This window comes from Kribbella sp. NPDC004138 (assembly GCF_053603655.1).
In genome coordinates this window covers 340,399-361,840 of sequence record NZ_JBSGFZ010000003.1, presented here as the reverse complement: position 1 = coordinate 361,840, position 21,442 = coordinate 340,399, and the positions used below count along the sequence as shown (strand labels likewise).

Below are 21,442 nucleotides of genomic sequence, written 5' to 3'. Positions count from 1 at the left end.
CAGCCCGGACCGATCGAGTGTCGGTCCGGGCTGTACCGTTTGTGGCCGGCCGACCGCGAAGCGCTAGGGTCTGCGCATGAAGTCGTCGATCGCGCCCGTCCGCTGGACCCCGCCGCCCGCGCCGCCGGCCCGGACGCCGTCCGGAATCGAGGTGTCGGTCGTCGCGTTGCCGGGCGCCGGCCCCGAGGACACGCTGATCGACGAGGACGGCAGCGTCCTCACCGGGCTGTACGACGGCCGCATCCTGCGCGTCAGCGCTGACGGCCTGACGATCAGCACGCTCGCCGACACCGGCGGCCGGCCGCTCGGGCTGGAGTGGCTGCCGGACGGCAAGGTGCTGATCTGCGACGCCAATCGAGGTCTGCTCACCCTCGACCGCGACCACCGGATCAGCACGCTGCTGTCGGAGATCGACGGCCGCCCGATGCGGTTCTGCAACAACGCCGACGTCACCGAGGACGGCACGGTCTACTTCACCGACTCCTCGACCCGGTTCGGGATCGACGAGTGGATGGCCGACCTCCTCGAGCACAGCACCACCGGCAGCGTGTACCGCCGGACGCCTGACGGGGAGATCACCCGGCTGGCCACCGGCCGCGGCTTCCCGAACGGCGTGGCGTTGAGCAGCGACCGCCGTTCGCTGTTCTGGGCCGAGACCGCGATGTACGGGCTGTACAAGCTCGACCTCACGACGGACGGCGCCGAGCCCGCGCAGATCGCCGAGATCCCGGGGCTGCCGGACAACATCGCGCGTGGCTCCGACGGTCTGATCTGGGTTGCGGTCGGCTCGCCGCGCAACGCCGTCCTCGACCTGCTGCTGCCCAAGCACCCGACGCTCCGCAAGGTGGTCTGGGCGCTGCCGGACGCGCTGAAGCCGAAGGCCGCGGACATCATCGAGATCCAGGCGTACGACGAGACCGGCGTGCTGGTCCACGACCTGCGCGCCAAGCACCCGGGCTTCCACATGCCCACCGGCGTCCGCGAACGCGACGGCAAGGTGTGGCTAGGAAGCATCGGCACCAGCTCCCTAGCCACGTTCCCCACGCCTACTTCGTAGGTTCGTCCTGCGGCTGGTCGTCGTTGGCGTTGCCGTTGCAGACGACCAGGGCGAAGTCGTCGCCGTGCCGGCCGACGCCCTCGATGACCGCCGCCTCGACCGCCTCCGAGCCGATCTCGCGGCGCAGCATCAGGGGATCCGTGCGCAGGTCCTTGGCCAGCGCGATCGCCAGCCCGACCATGACGACCGCGAACGGCAGCGCCGCGACGATCGTGAGGTTCTGCAGGCCTTGCAGGGCATCCGAGCCGCCTCCGCCGGCGAGCAGCATCACCGCCGCGACCGCGCCGGTGAGCACGCCCCAGAAGATCACCAGCGGCTTCTTCGGCTCGATCGCGCCGCGCTCGGACAGCGTGCCCATCACGATCGACGCCGCGTCCGCACCGGACACGAAGAAGATCGCGACCAGGACGACCACGATGATCGTGGTGACCGCGCTGAGCGGGATGTGGTCGAGCATGCCGAACAGCTGGCCCTCGGTCGTCGACGCGCCCGCGATGTCGGTGCCGCCGCGCTGGATGTCGATCGCGGTCCCGCCGAAGATGCAGAACCACAGCAGGCTGACCAGCGACGGCACCAGCAGCACGCCGGTGACGAACTGCCGGATCGTGCGGCCGCGGCTGATCCGGGCGATGAACATGCCGACGAACGGCGTCCACGAGATCCACCAGGCCCAGTAGAAGACCGTCCAGCCGGACAGCCACGTCGCCATCGCGTCGCCGCCGCTGGCCTCGGTCCGGGCGGCCATGTCGGCCAGGTCGCGGAAGTAGTCGCCGATCGCGGTCGGGACCAGGTTCAGGATCAGCACCGTCGGGCCGACCACGAACACGAAGACCGCGAGCACGACGGCCAGCACCATGTTGATGTTCGAGAGCCATTGGATGCCCTTGGCAACGCCGGACACGGCGGACGCGACGAACGCCGCGGTCAGTACGGCGATGACGCCGACCATGACGCCGTTGCCGGTCTTGTCCAGCCAGCCGAGGATCCGGACGCCGGACCCGATCTGCAGCGCGCCGAGCCCGAGCGACGCGGCCGATCCGAACAGGGTCGCGAAGATCGCCAGCCCGTCGATGACCTTGCCGATCGGCCCTTCGGTACGGCGTCCCAGCAGCGGGGCGAACGCCGCGCTGATCAGCTGCGAGCGGCCGCGCCGGAAGGTGCCGTACGCGATCGCGATGCCGACGACCGCGTAGATCGCCCACGGGTGCAGCGTCCAGTGGAACAGCGTCGTCGCCATCGCGGTCTCCAGCGCCTGCGACGTACCGCCCTCGACCGTGCCGGGCGGGGGAGAGGCGAAGTGCGACAGCGGCTCGCTGACGCCGAAGAACATCAGGCCGATGCCCATGCCGGCGCTGAACATCATCGCGACCCAGGACACAGTCTTGAACTCGGGTTCCTCGTCGTCGCGGCCGAGCGGGATCCGCCCGTAGCGTCCGGCCGCCAGCCAGATCACGTAGACGACGAAGCCGGAGGCCAGCAGGACGAACAGCCAGCCGGTGTTCTGTTCGACCCAGCCGAGGGCCGAGGTGGACGCCGTCCCGAGACCGGTGGCGTCGACGATGCCCCAGGCGACGAACGCCAGGGCGATGACCGCGGTGACCCCGAAGGTGACGCGGTCGAGTCCGGAGCCGCGACTTCGGCTGCCGGGTGGTGGTGGAGTGGCGATTGCGGGATGTGCTGCGTGGTCGGGAGTCTCTGTCTGGCTGTCGATGTCGATGGCCACAGGTAAGTCACGCCGCGCTTCGGCGCGCCTCCGTTCTGTTGTGTCGGGGGTAGGGCCTTACGACCGTGTCGGAGATCGTGGCAAAACGCAACAATCGTGGTCTCGGCCACACTCGGTAGGGTGCGGTCCATGCGTTTCGGGATCGCGATCCTGCCGGAGTACCGGTGGCGGGACGCCGCGCCGCGGTGGCGGCGGGCTGAGGAGTACGGGTTCGACCATGCGTGGACGTACGACCACCTGACCTGGAGCGGTCTCCAGGACTCACCGTGGTACGGGACGACGCCGACGCTGACGGCGGCCGCGCTGGCCACGGAGACGATCGGGCTCGGCACCTTCGTCACGTCGCCGAACTTCCGGCACCCGCTCGCGCTGACCCGCGACATCCTGGCGATCGACGACGTCTCCGACGGCCGCTTCCGGTGCGGGATCGGCGCCGGCGGCAGCCTGGACGCGACCATCCAGGGCGGGCCGGACCGGACACCGCGGCAGCGGCAGGACCGCTACGAGGAGTTCGTGAACCTGCTCGACACGCTGCTCACCACGGACGGCGTGGACTTCAAGGGCGAGTACTTCGAGACGCGCAACGCCCGGACGCTGCCGGGCTGCGTGCAGCAACCGCGCGTCCCGTTCATCCTGGCCGGCAACGGTCCACGATCGGTCAGGTTCGCCGCCGAACACGGCGACGGCTGGATGACGACCGGGGGAGCGGCCGACGACCTGGACAGCTGGTTCACGTCGGTCGCCGACCTCAGCCACCGCCTCGACGACCTTCTCGAGGGCCGCCACCTGGACCGGTACCTGTCCCTCGACTCCAAGGTCTACGCCTTGTCCGGCCCGTCCGCCTTCGAGGACGCCGTCGGCCGCGCAGCCGCCCTCGGCTTCACCGACGTCATCACCCACTGGCCCCGCTCCGAAGGCGTGTACGCCGGCTCCGAGGCGGTGCTGGAGACGATCGCGACCGAGGTCATTCCTCGTCTCCGCTAGTGCGCCGGATGTAGGCCGGGACGCCGTACCAGAAGATCATGAACCAGATCAGGATCAAGGCGACGGCGAAGACGGCCATCCCCCGGGGGAGGACGACGTCGAGGGCGAGCAGCAGGCCGCCGGCGACCGCCAGGATCAGGAAGATCAGGCCGGCGATCGCCATCCGGCTGGCGATCGGGAGCATCCGGTGCCGGAGCTGGCGGCGGTAGATGAGCCGATGGAAGGACACCGGCGCCACGAACAGGCCGACCGACAGGGCGGACGCGATCAGCGTGGCGGCGTACACGGTGTGGACGAAGCTGCCCGCGTCCTGGAAGCGGGCCTGGAAGGCGATCCCGAGCAGGAACGCGAACAGGATCTGCGTGCCGGTCTGGGCCAGCCGCAGCTCTTGGAGGAGCTCGATCCAGTGGCGGTCGAGGCGCTCGCCGGGATCCTCGTCCGGCCGGCTGTACCGCGGGTCTTCGGTCACGCTTCCATTAGACCCGGGAAACGGCGAAGGGGCCGCACACCAATCGCGGTGTGCGGCCCCTTCGTAGGTTCTAGAAGGGTGATCCGACGAATCAGATCGCGCGGATGTTCTCCGCCTGCAGGCCCTTCTGGCCCTGGGTGATCTCGAACTCGACGCGCTGGTTCTCGTCCAGCGAGCGGAAGCCCGACATCTGGATGGCCGAGTAGTGCGCGAACACGTCCGCGCCACCGTCATCCGGGGTGATGAAGCCGAAGCCCTTGTCAGCGTTGAACCACTTGACAGTACCGACAGCCATTGTCTATCTCCTCGATGGCTATTAACAATCCGCGACCCACACCTCATGAGCCGCGCGTCGCCGAAAGGCCCCAGACGACAGACCGGCCATGCAGCACAGCAAAAGTCAGGGAGTCCAAACTTGCAACGCCATAACTGTAGCCGTTCTGCGGGCTGATGGTAGGGGTGACCACAAACACGTGTCGCTGATTGTCGCCGGTCGTTACTCTCCGTGCCCGGCTGAATCCCGCCGTGACGGTCGCGGTCCGGCACCGCAAATCACGCGCCGACCTGCTGTTTCGCAGGCGGCAGCGGCCGCCGGGCATTGGCAACGAAGGACAATCGACCGGTACGCCGGGTGATGGACGCAGAATTCTGATCGGATTTCCCGGCGTGTCGCGCGGCTGTGGACAGGTGCGGGGCAGGTGCGCTGGAGTTGCAGGGCACGCAACCACGAGGAGGCAGCAGTGATCGTCAGCGTGACCCGCAGCGGCGGTTTCGCCGGGCTGATCCAGCAGGGCGAACTGGACACGTCCGGCCAGCCGGACGCGGACCGGCTGGAGGCCGCGGTCCGCGCACTGGGCGCCAAGGATCTCGGCTTCGGCCGGCCGCAGCCGGACCGGTACGTGTACCGGCTGGAGGTGCGGGACGCAGACACCACGATCCACACCGTCGCCGAGCAGGACCTGGACGAGACCACGGCGTGGCTGCTCGACAGGGTCCTCGGCTCGGACGGTTGACTCGGCCGGGTCGGGTCAGCGCCAGTCGATCTCCGGTGCCCGGTAGAAGTTGACGCCGAGCACCTCCCAGCGCGATCCCTGCTCGGCCAGCCGGTCGCGGTACGTCGTCCAGTCGAGCGCGGACTCCGGCGACCACCCGAGCTCGGCGATCCCGGGGAGCCGCGGGAACGTCATGAACTCGACCTTGTCCAGGTCGTCGAGCGTCTCCGTCCACAGCGGCGCCTCGACGCCGTCGATGGCGCTCGCCGGCACGTTCGGGATCAGCGTCGCCGGGTTCCAGCTGTAGGACTGCTCGACGCTGACCAGGCCGGCCCACTGCAGGCCGAGCGGCGTCTCCTCGTGGTACTTCATATCGAGGTAGGCCCGGTTTGCAGGGGACAGCACCAGCGTCGCACCCTGTTCGACGGCCTTGTGCGCCAGGCCCTGCGCCTTCGGGTCCTCGGTGCCCCAGTACTGCACCACGGTCCCGGCCGGCAGCTCCCCGTCGGCGATCTCGTGCCACCCCATCACCCGCTTGCCGTGCTTCACGACCAGCTCGGTCGCTCTGGACACGAAGGTCAGGTACTCCCCGTGCGGCGTCGAGTGGGCCTCGTCCCCGCCGAGGTGCAGGACGTCACCCGGCGTCTGCTCGGCGACCTCCCGGAACACGTCGTCGAGGAACTCGTACGTGACGTCCTTGCCGATGGTGAGCGAGCTGAACCCGACCTCGGTCTCGGTGTAGAGCTCCGGCGCCTGGTCGCCCTTGTTCAGCTCCGGGTACGACGCCAGTGCTGCGTTGGTGTGCCCCGGGGTGTCGATCTCGGGCACGACGGTGATGTACCGCTCCCCGGCGTACCGAACCAGCTCGGCGTAGTCCTCCTTCGTATAGGAGCCGCCCGCGCCGCCGCCGACCTGCAGACTGCCGCCGTACTCCGTGAGGCGTGGCCAGGAGTCCACCTGGATCCGCCAGCCCTGGTCGTCGGACAGGTGCAGGTGTAGCCGGTTGATCTTGTAGAGCGACACGAGCTCGATGAACTTCTTCACCTGGTCGACGGTGAAGAAGTGCCGGGTGACGTCGAGCATCACGCCGCGGTAGCCGTACCGTGGGGTGTCCGTGATCGTCGTACCGGCGATCTCCCACGGGCCTTCCTGGGCGCTGCCGGCCTCGGCCTTGGCCGGGAGGAGCTGGCGGAGCGTGGTGACGCCGCGGAACACGCCCTCGGCGCCGGCTGCCGTGATCGTGACGCCGGACGCGTCCGCGCGGAGTTCGTAGCCCTCGGCGCCCAGGGACTCGGCGCCGCCGGTCGACAGCGTGATGGTGCCGGCGCCGTCCTGCACCGGCAGCGCGAAGCCGGTCGACCGCCGCAGCCGCGCGGCGAGCCGCTCGGCGATCGGCTGGGCAGCGGGGTCGTCGACGCCGATGGTGGCTTCCGCCTGGAGGGTGAAGGTCTCGTCGGGGAGCGGCTGCTGCGCTGTGGGCTGCGGAATCATGATCGAGAGTGTTCGCGGGCGGCGGCTTTACGTCAAGAGGCTTCAATACCGCCGGGCGAGCTCCAGGGTCTGCGTTACGTAGCTGCCGCCGAAGAGCACGACATGCACCACCAGGGGATGCAGTTGGTGCAGCCCGATCCGGTCCCGCCAGCCGTCCGCGAGCGGGTGCGCCTCGTCGTACGCGCGAAGGACGCGATCGAGCCGCGGCAGCCCGAACAGCGCGAGCATCGCGAGGTCCGTTTCGCGATGGCCGCCGTGTGCGGCCGGATCGATCAGGTGAACACCGTCCGGCGTCCAGAGCACGTTGCCGGACCACAGATCGCCGTGGATCCGGCACGGCTCGTCGGACGGGTCGTCGTACGCACCCGCCTCCAGCCGGGTGCAGACCCGCTCGACGTCGTCGAGGTAGATGCCCTCGTCACGGGCAGCACGCAGGTACGGCCGGAGGCGCAGGTTGGCGTAGAACTCGCCCCACGACGTCACGGGCTCTGACGCGTGCGGCAGCGGGACCGTGCCGATGTAGCCGTCGCCGCTCCACCCGTCCGGCGGTACGCCGAAGTAGCGGGCACCGGCGTCGTGCGTGACAGCCAGCCGCCGACCGAAGTCCTCGGCGTCGGACTCGGTCGGCGGTGTGCTGTCCAGCCTGGTGATCGTCAGCTGGGTGGGAGACACGTCGAGCGGCTCAGCGACCGGAACGCCGCCAGGCACGGCCAGCCAGCGCAGACCGGCGGCCTCGACCTCGAAGAAGCCCGCGGGTGCGTCAGGCCGGCTCTTCACAAAGGTCATGGGCGCACTCTGGCACGCTGGGCCGGCGCCGGACCAGCAGGGGCTCGCTCAGCATCACCAGGGCTGCGGCCGCGGCCAGCAGACCGCCGACGAGCGCAACCGCGCGCACAGTCGTGGTGTCGATCAGCGCACCTCCCACGAACGCGCCGGCGGCGATACCCACGTTGAACGCCGAGCTTGTCCCGGCCGAGGCGATGTCGGTGCTGCCCGGGGCAACCTGCAGTGTCCTGCTCTGGACGGCGACGGCGAGGCCGCTGAAGGACAGACCGATCAGTGCTATCAGTGCGACCGTCACGGCCTGCACCTGTCCCAGCGCGTACAAGCCGAAGAGGCCGAGCGCGATCAGCCCGAGAGGAACCACGGTCGTTCCCCACGGATACCGGTCGAGGATGCGGCCGACGATCAGCGTGCCGGCCAGGCCTCCGGCACCGCTGGCCAGCAACATCGGGCCCAGCACGTCGGGCGAGAACCCGGAGATGTCGAGCAGGAACGGTGTGACGTAGGTGTTGAACGTGAGGAACCCGGTCACGCCGACGGCCGAGGTGACGAGCAGGACGACGTACCGCCGGAGGTCGGGGGAGCTGCCCCGGCGCGACGGGCTGTCCTGCACCTCGGTGCGCGGCAGCAGGGCGGCGATCCCGGCGCAGGCGGCCGCGCCGAGCACGGTCATCACCACGAACGGCACCCGCCAGCCCGCCTGCTCGCCGAGCCAGGTGCCGAGCGGGATGCCGAGGATCGGCGCCAGCGCCGTCCCGATCGCGAGCCGCGCGACCACCCGGCCGCGGAACTCCGGCGGGAACAGGCTGGTCGCGATCGGCGGCGCGATCGACCAGAACAGCGCCTGTGCGAGAGCGATCACGAGTCGCGCGGCGAACAGCAACTCGTACGACGGGGCGGCGGCGGACAGTGCGGTGGCGACGGTGAGGACCCCGAGGGTGCCGGCCAGCACCAGGCGGCGGGGGAGGTGGTGGGTCAGCCGGGCGAGGGGGATGGACGCGAGCACGACGACAGCGGCGTACCCGGTGACGAGGAGGCCGACCTGCGAACGCGACCGCCCGAGGTCGTCCGCGATCACGGTCAGCAGACCGATCGGCAGGACCTCGACGGTCACGAACGAGAAGGTCGAGACGCCGAGGAACGCCAGCGCGGCGCCGGCTCGGCGGGACGAGAGGGTCATGGGTCACCTGATCCCGGTAAAATGTCGGACAGTGGTAGCGTCTCATCCATGACCGACAATTTTCGCGGGGAATATCGCATCGTGGGCGGCCACCCGGCCCTCGACCTCGTGAACACGGTCAGCCCGCGCACGCGAGGCGGCGCCGCGGAGCTCGACCACCTCACCTCTCCCGCTGAACTGCTGGCCTGGAGCCGCCGGAGCGGACTGATCGACCTGCGTGACTACAGCGCCGTCGAGGGCACCTGGCGTTCGGCCCCGGAGCTGGCTGTGAAGGCGCTGAACGCGACGCTCGAGATCCGCGAGGCGACGTACGACGTGCTCGCGCCGCGGGCCGCGCACGCGGTGATCGCGGCCGACGGCGTCAAGCAGAGCGAAGGTTCCGCGTTCGAGCGGCTGATGCTGCGCTGGTCGGCGGCGGCCGCGCGGTCGATGCTGATCCCGGACCCGGCCCGCGACCGCGGCATCGCCGAGCTGGTGGTCGGGACCTCGCCGGCGCAGCTGATCCCCGATCGGCTGGTGGTCGCGGCGGTCGAGCTGATCCGGACCGTCGAGCTGCGCCAGCTGCGGGCCTGCCCGGTCGACGACGGCGGGTGCGGCTGGCTGTTCCTGGACCGCAGCCGCAACGGGTCCCGGCGCTGGTGCTCGATGGAGGACTGTGGGACCCGGGCCAAGATCCGCAAGCTCGGCGAACGCCGCCGCGCTACCGGTGTATAGCGGTTTCAGTGGTAGAGAAGTTGTCTCTTCACTGTCAGCGATCGGCTCAGTCGGCGAGAAGGCGTGTCGAAAGATGCGAACTGTCCCCGCGACCTGTCATCGTAGGCGGCCGGGCCTTCCGACCAGAGGGCCCTGCCCGCACCTGCCCCGGGACCAGGGGCAGGCAGACGTACCAGAAAGTGGAGGACAGATGACGCAGGTGGCAGAGCAGCCGGGCAGTACTGCCGGGCGGCTCGGCTCGGTGGTTCTGGACTGCCCGGACCCACTCGAGCTCGCCCAGTTCTACTCGGCGCTGCTGGGGCTGGAGATCGACGAGAACGGCGACGAGGACTGGCGGAGCCTGACCGGCCCCGGTTCCTCGCTGGGGTTCTCGACGCTGGCCTTCCGGCGCTCGGAGGAGTACGTGCCGGCCACGTGGCCCGGCACCGACGCGCAGGATCTCCATCTCGACCTGATCGTCGAGGACCTTTCGAGCGGTCACGCCACCGTGGTCGCTCTCGGGGCCGAGCCGCTCGACCCGCTGGACCCACCGCCCGCCGACAACGCGCGTGGCTGGCGCATCTACGCCGACCCGGCGGGACACCCGTTCCGGATCTGCCTCGAGTGAGTCGTCGAAAGGGCCCGTCCCCCCGGGGGCGGGCCCTTTCGCCTGTCCGGGCTCAGGCGCCGATGAACGGGAAGTGCCGGCCCTCGACGTACGCCGGTCGCGGCTGGTAGCTGTTCAGCCCGGGCGCACCGCGCAGGTGGAAGGCGCTCGGGTACGGCGTCTCCGGGTCGGTGATCCTGGTCGTCGTCGGGATGTAGCGGATGGTCAGCCCGCAGCGCCGGTACGGCGACGTGTTGGCGTTGCTGCCGTGCACGATGTTCGGGTGGTGCACCTCGACATCGCCCGGGGCCAGCACCATGTCGACGGCCTGGGTCTCGTCGACCTCGACCGCGATCTCCTTGCCGAGCACGCTCTCCACCTCGGTGTTGTCGCGCATCCCGGCCACGTCGGAGCGATGGCTTCCCGGGATCACCCGGACGCAGCCGTTCTCCGGGGTCGAGTGGTCGACGGCGAGCCAGAGCGTCACCACCTCCATCGGGTCGAGCGGCCAGAACGCCGCGTCCTGGTGCCACAGCACCGGCTGGCCGGAGTACGGCGGTTTGGAGATGTAGTGCGACGCGAACAGGGCGATGTCCGGCCCGATGAACTTCTCGGCGATGTCGACGAGCCGGTCGTCGCTGACCAGCCGCACCCAGAACGGGTCGTCGCGCAGGTAGACATGTCCGAGCTGCTCGGGCCGGACCTCGGGGTGCCGGGCCTGCAGCCACTCGACATGATCGTTCACTTCCTTGATCAGGTCTTGGTCGATGACGTCGCGGAAGATGACGTAGCCGTCTGTTTCGAACATGCCTTCAGCGTGCCGGTCAGGCTGACCGGGGGACTAGCAGCGGTGCGACAGGAATTTGTACTTTCTTGATGTGAACCAGATCCTGCGCTTCGAGGCGCACGCGTTCGGCCGGCCGTACCACGCGGCCCGCGTGCGGATCCCGGCCCGGGCCAGGGACACCGAGTTGCACACCCATGCCGACTTCCACGAGTTCATGGGCATCGTGTCCGGCAGCGGCGAACACCTGCTGACCACCGGCGTCGAGCAGTTGCGTCCCGGTGAGGTGCTCCTGATCCGGCCGAGCGACCGGCACGCCGTCCGCGCCTCGGCGCCGGACGGCCTGGAGTTCGTGAACGTCGCGTTCCCGAGCTCGGCCTGGCAGGGGTTCCTCGACCTGACCCGCACCGACCCGACGGCAAGCTGGGCGTCGGCGCGCCGGCCGGTGGCCTTCCGCGGGACGGGGGCGATCGCGGTCTTCGAGCACGCGCTGGAGCGGTTCCAGGACGTGCCCGGCCCCTACGACCTGCTGCGGTTCTGGATCGACCTGCTCCAGTTGGTCTCACCCGACGACGAGACGGCGGGCCCCGGCGTGCCGGATTGGCTGGCGAAGGCGTGTACGGCGATGCGCGCCGAGGACAACCTCCGCGGCGGCGTACCGCGGCTGCTGAAGCTCGCCGGCGTCAGCCCCGCCCACCTGTCCCGCTCGCTGCGCGCGGCGTACGGAGTCACCCCGACCGCGTTCGTCACCGATCTCCGCCTCGAACACGCCGCATCCTTGCTGGCGGCAACAAACGCCACGGTCGCGAGCATCGCCGCCCGCTGCGGCTTCGGCAGCCAGTCGTACTTCACCCGCTGCTTCACCACGGCCCACGCCCTCTCACCCCGGGCCTTCCGCCACCGCTCCCAACGAGCCTTCGTCCCCTGACGAACTCGTCGCCGGTCGACGGCGAAGGCACGCGACGCCCATTTCATCCCCGTGCCCGCACGCGCGGACAGAGGCAACGGACCTCTGTTGTCGAGCCGAGCGGCCTGTCGGCGAGCTGGTGAAAGGTGCCGTTCGGCCCTGCCTCGAAGCGATCCCGGGGACCAGCATGCGTTGAATAGGGCGACGCCCCTGAGGACAGGTGCGGAGGTGACCACCATGGGTCAGCAAGTCACGACGACGACCGAGAGGATCGACGTCAAGGGCGGACACCTCGTGGAGAAGGTCAGGGAACTGGTCCACGAAGGTAACGTGCGCCGGATCATCATCAAGAACTCCGACGGCAAGCCCGTGATCGAGGTACCGGTGACGGTCGGCGTGGTCGGATTCCTCGTCGCGCCGACGGTGGCCGCGATCGGCGCCGTCGCCGCGTACGCAGCGGACTACTCGATCGAAGTCGAACGGGAGTCCAAGAACTCGACAGGACGAGAGGCAGCCACAGAGAACTACAGAGAGCTCCTCGAGCAGTACATCGAGAGGTACAACAAGGGCGATCTCGACGGCGTGATGGAGCTGTACGCCGAGGACGCCGTCCAGCTGATGCCCGACGGCTTCTTCGAAGGCCGCAGCGCCATCCGCGAACGCCTCGGCAAGGAACTCGGCGCGTTCTCGGACCTCGCCCATCGCTACACCAGCTACGTCGAGGAGGGCGACGCGTTCGCGGACGAGTTCGTGTTCGTCGGGACACAGACCGGTCCGGTCACGCTGCCCGACGGCACCGAGCTGCCGCCGACCGGCAAGCGCATCGAGGTGCAGGGCATGGAACTGGTACGAGTCCGCGACGGCAAGGTCGTGCTCGACAACCTGTACTACGACAACGCGGCCGTCGCGGCGCAACTCGGTCTGTCGCCGCTCGGCGTTTCCGGTACGGCATGACGGGAGGGTCGACAAATGCCGACAATGCAGCAAGCTGCATCCGCGTTCCTGGCGAACAAGCGGATCGCGGTGACGGGTGTATCGCGCAAGCCGAAGGACCACGGCGCGAACGTCGTGTACAAGCGCCTGCGGGACCGGGGCTACCAGGTGTACGCCGTCAACCCGAACGCCGACTCGGTCGAGGGCGACCGCTGCTACCACGACCTGAAGGGCATCCCCGGCGGGGTCGACGCCGTCGTCATCGCCACGGCGCCGTCGCGGGCCGAGGAGACGGTGCGCGAGTGCGCCGAACTCGGGATCACACAGGTGTGGATGCACCGCGGTCCCGGCGAGGGCAGCGTGTCGACGGCCGCCACCCAGTACGGGCGGCAGCACGGCATCACGGTGATCGACGGAGGATGCCCGCTGATGTTCGACCCGACGTCCGACTTCGGCCACAAGGTCATGCGGCTGATGTTCCGGAGCCACGTACCGAACAACGTCTGAGGAGGAGGTCATGGCGAACCTGGAAGTCATCGCTCACCTCAAGGTTCGCCCAGGTCAGCTTGAGGGGATCAAGGCCCAGGCGGCCGAGATCCTCCGGCTGACCCGGGAGCAGGACACGCACACCCTTCGCTGCGACTGGTTCGTCAACGAGGACGGCAGCGAGTGCGAGGTCCACGAGCTGTTCACGGACGAACACGGACTGGCCGAGCACAACACGCACATCATGGCGGCGCGGACGATCCTCTTCCGCGACTACGCCCACGACCATCGATCGGCTCTGTTCGGCGAGGTTTCGCAAGACTTCGTCGACCTGGTCGAGGCTCGGACGGGAGCGGCCCCGGCCGTCTTCTCGTTCCTGGACGGAATCCAGCCGGCGACGATCGGTTCGGCCCGGGCTCATCTGGAAGTGCACGCCCAGCTGAAGATCCGGCCGGGCGAACTGGAGGGATTCAAGGCGCAGGCGGCCGAGCTCCTGCGACTGACCCGGGAGCTGGACACCCACACCATCCGTTACGACTGGTTCATCAACACCGAGGGCACTGAATGCGAGGTCCATGAGGCGTATCAGAGCGGTGAAGGGCTGATCGAGCACAACCTGAATGTCATGGCGGCGCGGGCCGTTCTCTTCGAGAAGTACGCCTACGACCACCGCATGACGGCCTTCGGTCAGGTCTCGGACGAACTCAGACAGCTGGGGAAGAAGCACGCCGGAGGACTCGCGGTGTACTCGTTCGTCCAGGGGCTTGAACCGGTCCTGGCCGTGTAGACGACAAGGAGAGGGGGCGTTGCGACATGGCCCGCACACGTCACCTTGAACGACTAACAGCGTCGGACCTTTTCCTGCTGCTGTGGGACGACTACGGCTGGTGCACCGACATCGGCGGACTCGCCGTCGTCGACGGCGCCAGCCTGCTCGACGAGCAGGGCCGTGTCCGTGTCGACACGGTCCGTCGGCACCTGGAGCCGAGACTGCAGCTCGTCCCTCGATTCCGGCAGGTGCTGTACCGGCCGCGGCTGGGGTTGGGCTGGCCGCTGTGGGTCGACGCCCCCTCCTTCGACCTCGCGGACCACGTCAAGGTCCACGCGGTTGCCGACGAATCCCAACTACTGCGGGCGTGTGAGGAACTGGCCAGGCCCCGATTGGATCCAGACCGGCCGCTGTGGGAGCTCTGGCTGCTCCCCGGCCTGCCGGAGCATCGCATGGGCGCGTTCTTGAAGGTTCACCACGTCCTCGCGGACGGACCCGCAGCGATGGCTGCCTTCGCGGCGCTGCTCGACCTGAGCGCCGATGCGTCCACTCCCGCAGCACCGCCGTGGACGCCGAGGCCGATCCCGTCGGCCGGCCAGCTGCTGCGCGACAACCTGCATCGCCGCGGGCAGGAGCTGGCTCGCGGGGTTTCGGGCGTCGTCCATCCGCGGCGGACGGTGCAGCAGGTACGACGCACCCTGCCGGCGTGGCGTGAGGTCCTCACCGAGCAGTCTGCTCCACAGACCAGCCTCAACCAACCGGTCGGTGCCGAGCGCCGGTTATCCGTCGTACGCGGCCGACTCGACCTTGCTCACCAGATCGCCCACGTCCAGCACGCCAAGGTCAACGACGTGATCCTGGCGGCCGTCGCAGGCGGGCTGCGCCGGCTGCTGGCAAGCCGCGGTGAGGACGTCGACGGCCTGGTACAGCGCGCCATGGTGACGATCTCCCAGCACCAGGAGGGTCCTGCCCAGGCCAAGGGCAACAAGCCTGGCTGGATGATGGTGCCGCTACCGGTCGGCGAGCGCGACCCGGTCCGGCGGCTCGAGTTGATCGCTGCCGAGACCGCCGCGCGCAAGCACGAGGCACGTCCGGAGGCCGGCAGTGGAATCTTCCGGTTCGTCGCGGGGCAACGCGTCTGGTACCGGATGTTCCCGCGGCAGCGGTCGGTGAATCTGGTGGTCAGCAACGTCCCTGGCCCGCCGGTGCCGCTCTATCTCGCCGGCGCACGATTGCTGGAGACGTTCCCCCTGATGCCGCCGATGGGCAATCTGACGCTGGTTGTCGCCGCGCTGTCGTACGCCGGCCAACTGAACGTCACCGCCGCCGCCGACCGGGACAGCTGTCCGGACCTGGAGATCTTCACCCAAGGCGTCCACGACACCCTCGACGCCCTCGCCCGATCGCTCGCGACCGCGATCCCACCGGGCGAGCTCAGGCACCGCTCCCGGAGTGCGTTCGCGCCGTGAGGTACCGGGCTGCCTCTGACTGCTTGAACCAGCTGGCCCAGCCGAGGACGTCGGCGTTGAAGCGGGGGTCGGTCAGGGACAGGTCCGCGCCGTGCTCGACGAGGAAGCGGAGGGTGTCGAGAGATCCGGTGCCCGCGGCGACGTGGGCCGCGGTGACGCCGTTCGGTGTGCGCTCGTTGATACCGAAGCCCAGCTCGGCGAGTCGCGGGATGACTTCCCAGCGCTGGGCGGCGGCGGCCTCGGCGAGCAGGGCCGGCCGGTCTGCTGGCGTGACGTCGCCGGTCAGGGCGGGGGCGAACGGGTCCTCGGCGCGCAGGCCCCGGTAGAAGTCGCGGACGGACCCGACCTCGGCGCCGTGATGGATCAGCTCGTCGAGAATGTGCAGCACGAACGCCGTCCCGTCGTGGTCCGCCCACGGGCCCGCGATCTCACCCATGGGCCGATCCAGGTCGTCCTGACTGAACGCCGCAAGCCGTCGGCGCCACACGTCGTACGCGTGCTGGAGTGCGGTCAGGGCCTCCGCCGCAGACGCCGGTACCGGGGGTTGACCGTCGTCGTCCGCGGGCTGGTGCCCGAGCCACGTGGCGGTGCGGTCCTCCTGCAGGATGTCGACGATGTGGGTGATCCGCCACGCCAGGGTGGTGAACGGCGCCGGCTCCGGCGGGATCCAGGCCCAGTCGGCCGCGGAGCCCGAATCTGTCTTCCGGACCGTCCAGCAGCCGTCGAAGGGCTCCCAGAAGTACTCCTCGTCCGTGAGCCCGGCGACCCGGTCGCGCAGTCGCTGCCAGGCGAAGTCGGACAGGTCGAGCAAGTTCTCCAGTGTCGTGGTCATGACCTCACGGTAGGACGAGCTGCGGACAGGATCGGTCCGCAGGTCGGGGCAGAATGAACAGATCATGGACACCGCGGCCCGACTGCTCCGACTGCTCTCACTGCTCCAGACCCGCCCGCAGTGGGACGGCGCCGACCTGGCAGCCAGGCTCGACGTCACGCCCCGGACCGTACGGCGCGACGTCACTCGGCTGCGGTCACTCGGGTACCCCGTCGACGCCGAGGCCGGGATCGGCGGCGGCTACCGCCTCGGGCCCGGCGGCCGGTTGCCGCCGCTGCTGCTGGAGGACGAGGAGGCGGTCGCGATCGCGGTCGGGCTGCGCGTCGCGACGACCACGACGGTGTCAGGCGTCGAGGAGGCGGCGATCTCCGCGCTGGCGAAACTCCACCAGGTCCTGCCGGCGCGGCTGCGCGAGCAGGTCGCGGCGATCGGCGCACACACCAGTCAGCTGCCGCTGGGGGAGTTGCCGACGGTCGACGGCGAAGTACTCGTCACCCTCGCCGCGGGGTGCCGAGACGTCGAGGGGATCCGGTTCCGGTACCGCACGCACGGCGGCGACGAGTCCGAGCGCAGCGTCGAGCCGCTGCAGATCGTGCACACCGGCCGGCGCTGGTACCTGGTCGCCCGCGATCGGGACCGGCAGGCCTGGCGGACCTTCCGCGTCGACCGGATCGCGGACCCGGTGCTGACCGGCGCGCGCTACCGGTTCGAGAACCCGCCCGACCCGATCGCCCTGGTGGCCGAGGGGACCGGGGTGGCGCCGTGGGACATCGTCGCCCGGATCCGGGTCGGGGCGGACGCGGACACGGTACGCAAGGTCTTCCCGGCCCGCGAAGCCATCGTCGACCCGATCGACGCGATCACCTGCGAACTCCGCTTCGCGGCCAACGACCTCGGGCCGCTGATCGCCCAGACCCTGCGGATCCGCTGGCCGTTCGAGATCCTCGAACCGCCCGAGCTCCGCGACGCCGTCCACGAGCACGCCCGGCGGCTACTGAACTCCTAGGTCTCGATCGCTGAGCTCGCCGAGGAACATATCGGCGCGTTGCGCGAACAGATATGCCTCCTGCCGTTCGGCCACAGCGCGTGCCTGCTTGGCCAGACGTACGGCGCTGCCCGGATCAGCGAGCGTCTTCGCCAGCTCAGCCCGGACGAGGAGATGCAGACCGTCCGCCGACCGCTGCCCGTAGCGGTCCCGGAAGGCGTCGGCCTGGTCGAGCGCAACAGCCGCAGCGTCCGCGTCACCGGCTGCCAGCCGCATCTCCGCGAGGAGCGCGTAGCACGTGGAGACGCTGGATCGGACAGGTTTCGTCAGGTTGGCGACGATCAGCCGCTCCGCTGCATCCGCGGCCGCGCCAGGATCGTGACCGCTCATCGCCAGCGCCCAGCATCGCGCCAGGCGCAGGTAGGTGCCGAGAAAGACGAACGAGAACTGCGGATCCGCCGCGATCCCACGGTCCGCGACCTGCAGCGCCCAGTCCGGGTCGCCGACGACGGTGGCCGTCCGGGCAGCCATGCACGTCGCGACGGCGATCGCGTAGGAATCGTCCCCCGCGCCCGCGACGAGCTTGTCCAGGGCCGCCCGGGCGTGAGCGGCCTGCCCGTGGTACGCGGAGATCTCGGCCAGCGTCGCCGCGATCAGCAGCCGCAGGCCGTCCCACACCGGGTCAGGGCCGTGGTCGCCAGGCAGCCCGTGGGACGCTGTCGCGGTCAGGTGGCGGTACGACGCTCCGAGACGTCCGAGGTGCCACTGCTGAATTCCCCACGCGGCGTCTCCGTAGCCGCGGACGACCGGATCGCTGGAGCTCGATCCCTGCTCCAGCAGACGGTCCGCCAGGATGCCGCTGCGTTCGTGTTCGAGGCCCTGCACGTGCGCGGTCCACCGGGAGAAGAGGAAACTCGCGGCCTGACGCTCCCGGCCGAGTGTCCTTGCCACGGTTTCGGCTCGTTCCAGCAGTTCGACGGAGGCGGCGCCGTACATGGACCGCATGCCGGCCACCGCGATCAGGCGGGCCAGCGCCTCCATTTCGAGCTCGAGGAGCGAGGCTCCGCGGGCTCGCTCGACGGCCCGGACGAGGTGCCGTTCGGCATCCTGGAGCGCCGTCTTGGCCGTCGCCCGGGCCCCGGCCCGCAGCAGAGCCGACACCGTGCGCGCAGCGTCGATGAGCGGACCGGCCTCCCAGAGGTGGTGTGCCGCTCGCTCGGCGAGTGACTCGTCAGCGGGACCTACGGTCTCGAGTGCGTCGGCGATATCGCGGTGCAGTGCTGCGGCGCGTCCGGGCGGGATGGCCTCGCAGACCGCTTCGCGGACGAGATCGTGGGCGAAGCAGTACCTGAACGGATCGCCGGGTGCGGGCCCGGCGAGGCCGAGGTCGCGCACCGGCTCCAGTTGCTCGAGACAGGTCGCCACGGTCGCGGACGCGATCCTCGCGAGCAGCACGAGTTCGACGCTCCGGCCGGCGAGCGCGGCCGTCTGCAGAAGCTCCTGGGTGCCGGGATCCAGCGCGGCCATGCGGTCGCGGACGACGTCCCGGACCGTCAGCGGGACACCACTGCGCAGCACGGACTCCTCGGTGATGGTGCTGCCGTTGGTGAAAAGCCGCGCTACCTCTTGGACCAAGAAGGGGTTGCCGCCGGTGCGCGCATGCACCGCACGCGAGACTTCCGCGGCGGGCAGGTCGCCCGTCTCGCGTCGCATCAGCTCGGCAACACCCCGTTCGCCGAGCGGTCCGACGAAGAGGCGCCGGTGGCCGGGGATCCGGCTCGCGGCGGCGAGGGCTCGGGCCAGCTCGAGGCTGAGCGACGGGTCCCGGTTCCGCAGCGCGGCGATCACGGCCGTGCCTGCGGGAAGCCGGGCGACAACATGGTCGAACAGCCGCAGCGAGGCGGGGTCGGCCCACTGCAGGTCGTCGAGGACGATCAGCAACGGCCGCTCGGCCGCCGATTCGGCGATCACCCCCACCACCTCTTCGAACAACCGGAACCGCGCGCCGTCATCCGGGACGGTCGGTGCGGTCCGGGCGCCGTCGTGCGGGACTGTTGGTGTGGTGCGGGCGGTGTTGCGAGGCTCGGTGAGGCGGCTCAGGTCGCCGGCGAGCCACTCGGCGCGACGCGTTGCCGGCCGGGTCTCGAGGAGACTTTCGACGACCTCGACCCATGGCCACATGGTCGGTGCGCCGCCGCCCTGGAGACCGTGCCCCCACACCACCCGCGCGGCGCGATCCTGCGTACGACGAGCGATCTCCTGCAGTAGACGTGTCTTGCCGATGCCGGGCTCGCCTTCGAGGAGGGCGACTGCCGTCCCGCCGGTCAGCGCCGGCTCGACGGCGCCGCGGAGCATGTCGAACTCCTCAGTTCGACCGACGAGCTCGAGGCTGGTGCGACTCTGCGCGGTCCGGCGGGACGCAGTCTGCTCGAGTACGTGCCGCTGGGCGGAACGTACCGCCGCGCCTGGCTCGATCCCGAGGTCGTCCGCGAGCCGCCGGCGGATCACGTCGTACGCCGTCAGCGCCTCCGCCTGCTGCCCGGCGCCGCACAGCGAGCGCACCAGGGCAGCGTGCACTGGTTCGTGCAAGGGCGCCATGGCCGAGGCGACGTGCAGCGCGGGCAGCACCAGGTGGGGTCGGTTTTGCGAGATCGCGAGCCGCGCCGCGTCGACACAGGCGCCGAAGAACTCGTCGTCGAGGCCGGCGAAGATCGGAACCGCGGCGAGGCTGTGCGCGGTGCCGCCTCCGGCCGGGCCGCTCCACAGCTCCAGCGCGGCCACGTACTGGTCGAGCGCGGCCGCTTCGTGGTTGTTGCCGACGGCTGTCCGAGCCGTGGCGACGAGTTGCCGGAAGCGAGCGAGGTCCAGGACGTCCGGACCGGCGGTGCACAGGTACCCGTTGCCGCTGCGCACGAGGAAGGCTCCCGGCTCCCGCGGGCGCAGCGCGGGCTCGAGGAGACGGCGCAGCGCCCCGACATACTTGTGGATCACGTTCAGTGCGCTGGCCGGCTCGTTCTCGCCCCAGATCAGGTCGATCAGCTCGCCGGCGCCGATCGGTCTCCCTGCACGTGCCAGCAGCAGCGTGAGCAGATAGGCCTGCTGGCGTGGACCGGGGTCGACCTCCGCACGGCCGTGCCAGACCCGTAGCGGACCCAGGACCTGCAGCCTCAGCGAGCTCACGCTGCCCGCGCGCTGCCCGTCGACGCTTCGAGGCGTGAGTGTCTCCGTCATGTCCGGCTCCCTCGCCGATGGTCCGGCCTCCGCGACAGCTGCCGTCACGCGCGTCGGTCAAGTTGCACTCTAGAGGCTGGAGTCACGCTCCAGCCAGCGATCCACTGCAAATCCACTGACCGTCAACTGCGGATCCCTACCGTCGGACGTGGCGTGCGCGCTCCCGCCCCGGGGCGACCGCACGCGGACCAGGTCGAGCGAGAAGGCGAGAACACCCATGGCAACGATCACGACCCCCGACGGGGTGGAACTGTTCTACAAGGACTGGGGATCCGGGCGACCGATCGTGTTCAGCCACGGCTGGCCGCTGTCGGCCGACGACTGGGACAACCAGATGCTGTTCTTCCTCGGCCAAGGCTTCCGGGTGATCGCGCATGACCGCCGGGGACACGGAAGGTCGGCCCAGGTCTCCGAGGGCCACGACATGAACCACTACGCCGACGACCTCGCCGCGCTGGTCGCCCACCTCGATCTCCGCGACGCCGTGCACGTCGGTCACTCGGCCGGCGGTGGCGAAGTGGTGCGCTACCTCGGGCGGCACGGCGAGGGCCGCGTGGGGAAGGTCGTGCTGATCAGTTCCGTCGTACCGTCGCAGCAGCTCACCGACGCGAACCCTGATGGCCAGCCGCCGGAGGCCTTCGCGGGTCTCAAGCAGGGCATCGCGGCGAACCGGTCGGAGTTCTTCCGCGAGGTGGCCGCCGGGCCGTTCTACGGGTACAACCGGCCGGGTGCCGAACCGTCCGAGGCAGTGATCCAGAACTGGTGGCGCCAGGGCATGATGGGCTCGGCGAAGGCTCAGTACGACTGCGTCGACGCGTTCGCCCAGGAGGACTACACCGACGACCTGAAGAAGATCAGCGTGCCGGTCCTGGTCATGCAGGGCGACGACGACCAGATCGTTCCGTACGGCAGTACCGCGCCGCGGGCCGTCGAGATCCTCGCGAATGCCACGCTCAAGACCTACCCTGGCTGGCCGCACGGCATTCCGACCACGAACGCCGACGTCATCAACGCGGATCTGCTGGAGTTCATCACATCCTGAGGGGTGGAAGGCGCCGCCGGGCGCG

21 protein-coding genes are annotated in these 21,442 nt (G+C 69.8%); 12 read left to right on the top strand and 9 right to left on the bottom strand.

The window, feature by feature from the left end:
* The first annotated feature begins 76 nt into the window (after positions 1–76).
* Positions 77–1,057, top strand: coding sequence for an SMP-30/gluconolactonase/LRE family protein (locus ACWEOO_RS05910; RefSeq protein ID WP_452142009.1), 981 nt, complete (start codon positions 77–79; stop codon positions 1,055–1,057).
* On the opposite strand, the gene ACWEOO_RS05905 is transcribed toward ACWEOO_RS05910, so the two are convergent.
* A complete protein-coding gene (locus tag ACWEOO_RS05905) occupies positions 1,047–2,780 on the bottom strand; it encodes a BCCT family transporter (RefSeq protein ID WP_452142008.1) in 1,734 nt (577 codons plus the stop codon). The genes ACWEOO_RS05910 and ACWEOO_RS05905 overlap by 11 nt on opposite strands.
* 129 nt (positions 2,781–2,909) lie before the next feature.
* Here ACWEOO_RS05905 and ACWEOO_RS05900 point away from each other — a divergent pair, with 129 nt between their 5' ends.
* Entirely contained in the window at positions 2,910–3,764 is an 855-nt protein-coding gene (locus tag ACWEOO_RS05900; protein ID WP_452142007.1) for an LLM class flavin-dependent oxidoreductase, read from the top strand.
* Here the strand turns inward: ACWEOO_RS05900 and ACWEOO_RS05895 are convergent.
* Both ACWEOO_RS05895 and ACWEOO_RS05890 read right to left on the bottom strand, forming a co-directional pair.
* Complete coding sequence (locus tag ACWEOO_RS05895; RefSeq protein WP_452142006.1) at positions 3,745–4,233, bottom strand: DUF6328 family protein; 489 nt, start codon at positions 4,231–4,233, stop codon at positions 3,745–3,747. The two genes, ACWEOO_RS05900 and ACWEOO_RS05895, sit on opposite strands and share 20 nt — an antisense overlap.
* A 91-nt stretch (positions 4,234–4,324) precedes the next feature.
* Complete coding sequence (locus ACWEOO_RS05890) at positions 4,325–4,528, bottom strand: cold-shock protein (protein WP_134100749.1); 204 nt, start codon at positions 4,526–4,528, stop codon at positions 4,325–4,327.
* Between the two features lie 445 nt (positions 4,529–4,973).
* Between ACWEOO_RS05890 and ACWEOO_RS05885 the strand changes: the two genes are divergently transcribed.
* Positions 4,974–5,246: a protealysin inhibitor emfourin gene (locus ACWEOO_RS05885; protein WP_452142005.1), complete on the top strand. Its 273-nt coding sequence runs from the start codon at positions 4,974–4,976 to the stop codon at positions 5,244–5,246.
* A gap of 15 nt (positions 5,247–5,261) precedes the next feature.
* On the opposite strand, the gene ACWEOO_RS05880 is transcribed toward ACWEOO_RS05885, so the two are convergent.
* From ACWEOO_RS05880 to ACWEOO_RS05870, 3 genes are read right to left on the bottom strand one after another with little or no spacing between them, the layout of a single operon-like run.
* Positions 5,262–6,716, bottom strand: coding sequence for a beta-N-acetylhexosaminidase (locus ACWEOO_RS05880; RefSeq protein WP_452142004.1), 1,455 nt, complete (start codon positions 6,714–6,716; stop codon positions 5,262–5,264).
* Between the two features lie 42 nt (positions 6,717–6,758).
* A complete protein-coding gene (locus tag ACWEOO_RS05875) occupies positions 6,759–7,502 on the bottom strand; it encodes a fructosamine kinase family protein (RefSeq protein ID WP_452142003.1) in 744 nt (247 codons plus the stop codon).
* Positions 7,477–8,679 carry an MFS transporter gene (locus ACWEOO_RS05870; protein ID WP_452142002.1) on the bottom strand — a complete coding sequence of 401 codons (1,203 nt, stop codon included), beginning with the start codon at positions 8,677–8,679 and terminating at the stop codon, positions 7,477–7,479. Before ACWEOO_RS05870 ends, ACWEOO_RS05875 begins: the two co-directional genes overlap by 26 nt.
* Positions 8,680–8,727: 48 nt before the next feature.
* On the opposite strand from ACWEOO_RS05870, the gene ACWEOO_RS05865 reads away from it, so the two are divergent.
* On the top strand, positions 8,728–9,393 hold the full coding sequence (locus tag ACWEOO_RS05865) for a CGNR zinc finger domain-containing protein (RefSeq protein ID WP_452142001.1): 666 nt from the start codon (positions 8,728–8,730) through the stop codon (positions 9,391–9,393).
* A gap of 190 nt (positions 9,394–9,583) precedes the next feature.
* Positions 9,584–10,000 (top strand): VOC family protein, encoded by a 417-nt coding sequence (locus ACWEOO_RS05860; protein ID WP_355692545.1) that lies wholly within the window; start codon positions 9,584–9,586, stop codon positions 9,998–10,000.
* Between the two features lie 52 nt (positions 10,001–10,052).
* On the opposite strand, the gene ACWEOO_RS05855 is transcribed toward ACWEOO_RS05860, so the two are convergent.
* A complete protein-coding gene (locus ACWEOO_RS05855) occupies positions 10,053–10,787 on the bottom strand; it encodes a phytanoyl-CoA dioxygenase family protein (RefSeq protein WP_452142000.1) in 735 nt (244 codons plus the stop codon).
* A gap of 70 nt (positions 10,788–10,857) precedes the next feature.
* Here ACWEOO_RS05855 and ACWEOO_RS05850 point away from each other — a divergent pair, with 70 nt between their 5' ends.
* From ACWEOO_RS05850 to ACWEOO_RS05830, 5 genes are all read left to right on the top strand, one after another.
* Entirely contained in the window at positions 10,858–11,691 is an 834-nt protein-coding gene (locus ACWEOO_RS05850) for an AraC family transcriptional regulator (RefSeq protein ID WP_452141999.1), read from the top strand.
* Positions 11,692–11,907: 216 nt separating this feature from the next.
* A complete protein-coding gene (locus ACWEOO_RS05845; RefSeq protein ID WP_452141998.1) occupies positions 11,908–12,624 on the top strand; it encodes a DUF4342 domain-containing protein in 717 nt (238 codons plus the stop codon).
* A gap of 15 nt (positions 12,625–12,639) precedes the next feature.
* Positions 12,640–13,110, top strand: a complete 471-nt coding sequence (locus ACWEOO_RS05840; RefSeq protein WP_452141997.1) for a CoA-binding protein — start codon at positions 12,640–12,642, stop codon at positions 13,108–13,110.
* A gap of 10 nt (positions 13,111–13,120) precedes the next feature.
* On the top strand, positions 13,121–13,876 hold the full coding sequence (locus ACWEOO_RS05835) for a putative quinol monooxygenase (protein WP_452141996.1): 756 nt from the start codon (positions 13,121–13,123) through the stop codon (positions 13,874–13,876).
* A 26-nt stretch (positions 13,877–13,902) separates the two neighbouring features.
* On the top strand, positions 13,903–15,327 hold the full coding sequence (locus ACWEOO_RS05830) for a wax ester/triacylglycerol synthase family O-acyltransferase (protein ID WP_452141995.1): 1,425 nt from the start codon (positions 13,903–13,905) through the stop codon (positions 15,325–15,327).
* Here the strand turns inward: ACWEOO_RS05830 and ACWEOO_RS05825 are convergent.
* On the bottom strand, positions 15,293–16,159 hold the full coding sequence (locus tag ACWEOO_RS05825; protein WP_452141994.1) for a DinB family protein: 867 nt from the start codon (positions 16,157–16,159) through the stop codon (positions 15,293–15,295). The two genes, ACWEOO_RS05830 and ACWEOO_RS05825, sit on opposite strands and share 35 nt — an antisense overlap.
* A 64-nt stretch (positions 16,160–16,223) precedes the next feature.
* Here ACWEOO_RS05825 and ACWEOO_RS05820 point away from each other — a divergent pair, with 64 nt between their 5' ends.
* Complete coding sequence (locus ACWEOO_RS05820; RefSeq protein WP_452141993.1) at positions 16,224–17,165, top strand: helix-turn-helix transcriptional regulator; 942 nt, start codon at positions 16,224–16,226, stop codon at positions 17,163–17,165.
* Here the strand turns inward: ACWEOO_RS05820 and ACWEOO_RS05815 are convergent.
* Complete coding sequence (locus ACWEOO_RS05815; RefSeq protein WP_452141992.1) at positions 17,151–20,375, bottom strand: ATP-binding protein; 3,225 nt, start codon at positions 20,373–20,375, stop codon at positions 17,151–17,153. The two genes, ACWEOO_RS05820 and ACWEOO_RS05815, sit on opposite strands and share 15 nt — an antisense overlap.
* A gap of 217 nt (positions 20,376–20,592) precedes the next feature.
* Here ACWEOO_RS05815 and ACWEOO_RS05810 point away from each other — a divergent pair, with 217 nt between their 5' ends.
* Positions 20,593–21,417: an alpha/beta fold hydrolase gene (locus ACWEOO_RS05810; RefSeq protein ID WP_452141991.1), complete on the top strand. Its 825-nt coding sequence runs from the start codon at positions 20,593–20,595 to the stop codon at positions 21,415–21,417.
* The last annotated feature ends 25 nt before the right edge of the window (positions 21,418–21,442 follow it).

Coding starts and splice junctions, on each gene's coding strand:
- ACWEOO_RS05815 (WP_452141992.1), bottom strand. CDS start 20,375: ATGACGGAGACACTCACGCCTCGAAGCGTCGACGGGCAGCGCGCGGGC.
- ACWEOO_RS05830 (WP_452141995.1), top strand. CDS start 13,903: ATGGCCCGCACACGTCACCTTGAACGACTAACAGCGTCGGACCTTTTC.
- ACWEOO_RS05855 (WP_452142000.1), bottom strand. CDS start 10,787: ATGTTCGAAACAGACGGCTACGTCATCTTCCGCGACGTCATCGACCAA.
- ACWEOO_RS05825 (WP_452141994.1), bottom strand. CDS start 16,159: ATGACCACGACACTGGAGAACTTGCTCGACCTGTCCGACTTCGCCTGG.
- ACWEOO_RS05845 (WP_452141998.1), top strand. CDS start 11,908: ATGGGTCAGCAAGTCACGACGACGACCGAGAGGATCGACGTCAAGGGC.
- ACWEOO_RS05865 (WP_452142001.1), top strand. CDS start 8,728: ATGACCGACAATTTTCGCGGGGAATATCGCATCGTGGGCGGCCACCCG.
- ACWEOO_RS05860 (WP_355692545.1), top strand. CDS start 9,584: ATGACGCAGGTGGCAGAGCAGCCGGGCAGTACTGCCGGGCGGCTCGGC.
- ACWEOO_RS05875 (WP_452142003.1), bottom strand. CDS start 7,502: ATGACCTTTGTGAAGAGCCGGCCTGACGCACCCGCGGGCTTCTTCGAG.
- ACWEOO_RS05910 (WP_452142009.1), top strand. CDS start 77: ATGAAGTCGTCGATCGCGCCCGTCCGCTGGACCCCGCCGCCCGCGCCG.
- ACWEOO_RS05820 (WP_452141993.1), top strand. CDS start 16,224: ATGGACACCGCGGCCCGACTGCTCCGACTGCTCTCACTGCTCCAGACC.
- ACWEOO_RS05840 (WP_452141997.1), top strand. CDS start 12,640: ATGCCGACAATGCAGCAAGCTGCATCCGCGTTCCTGGCGAACAAGCGG.
- ACWEOO_RS05870 (WP_452142002.1), bottom strand. CDS start 8,679: ATGACCCTCTCGTCCCGCCGAGCCGGCGCCGCGCTGGCGTTCCTCGGC.
- ACWEOO_RS05810 (WP_452141991.1), top strand. CDS start 20,593: ATGGCAACGATCACGACCCCCGACGGGGTGGAACTGTTCTACAAGGAC.
- ACWEOO_RS05900 (WP_452142007.1), top strand. CDS start 2,910: ATGCGTTTCGGGATCGCGATCCTGCCGGAGTACCGGTGGCGGGACGCC.
- ACWEOO_RS05835 (WP_452141996.1), top strand. CDS start 13,121: ATGGCGAACCTGGAAGTCATCGCTCACCTCAAGGTTCGCCCAGGTCAG.
- ACWEOO_RS05890 (WP_134100749.1), bottom strand. CDS start 4,528: ATGGCTGTCGGTACTGTCAAGTGGTTCAACGCTGACAAGGGCTTCGGC.
- ACWEOO_RS05880 (WP_452142004.1), bottom strand. CDS start 6,716: ATGATTCCGCAGCCCACAGCGCAGCAGCCGCTCCCCGACGAGACCTTC.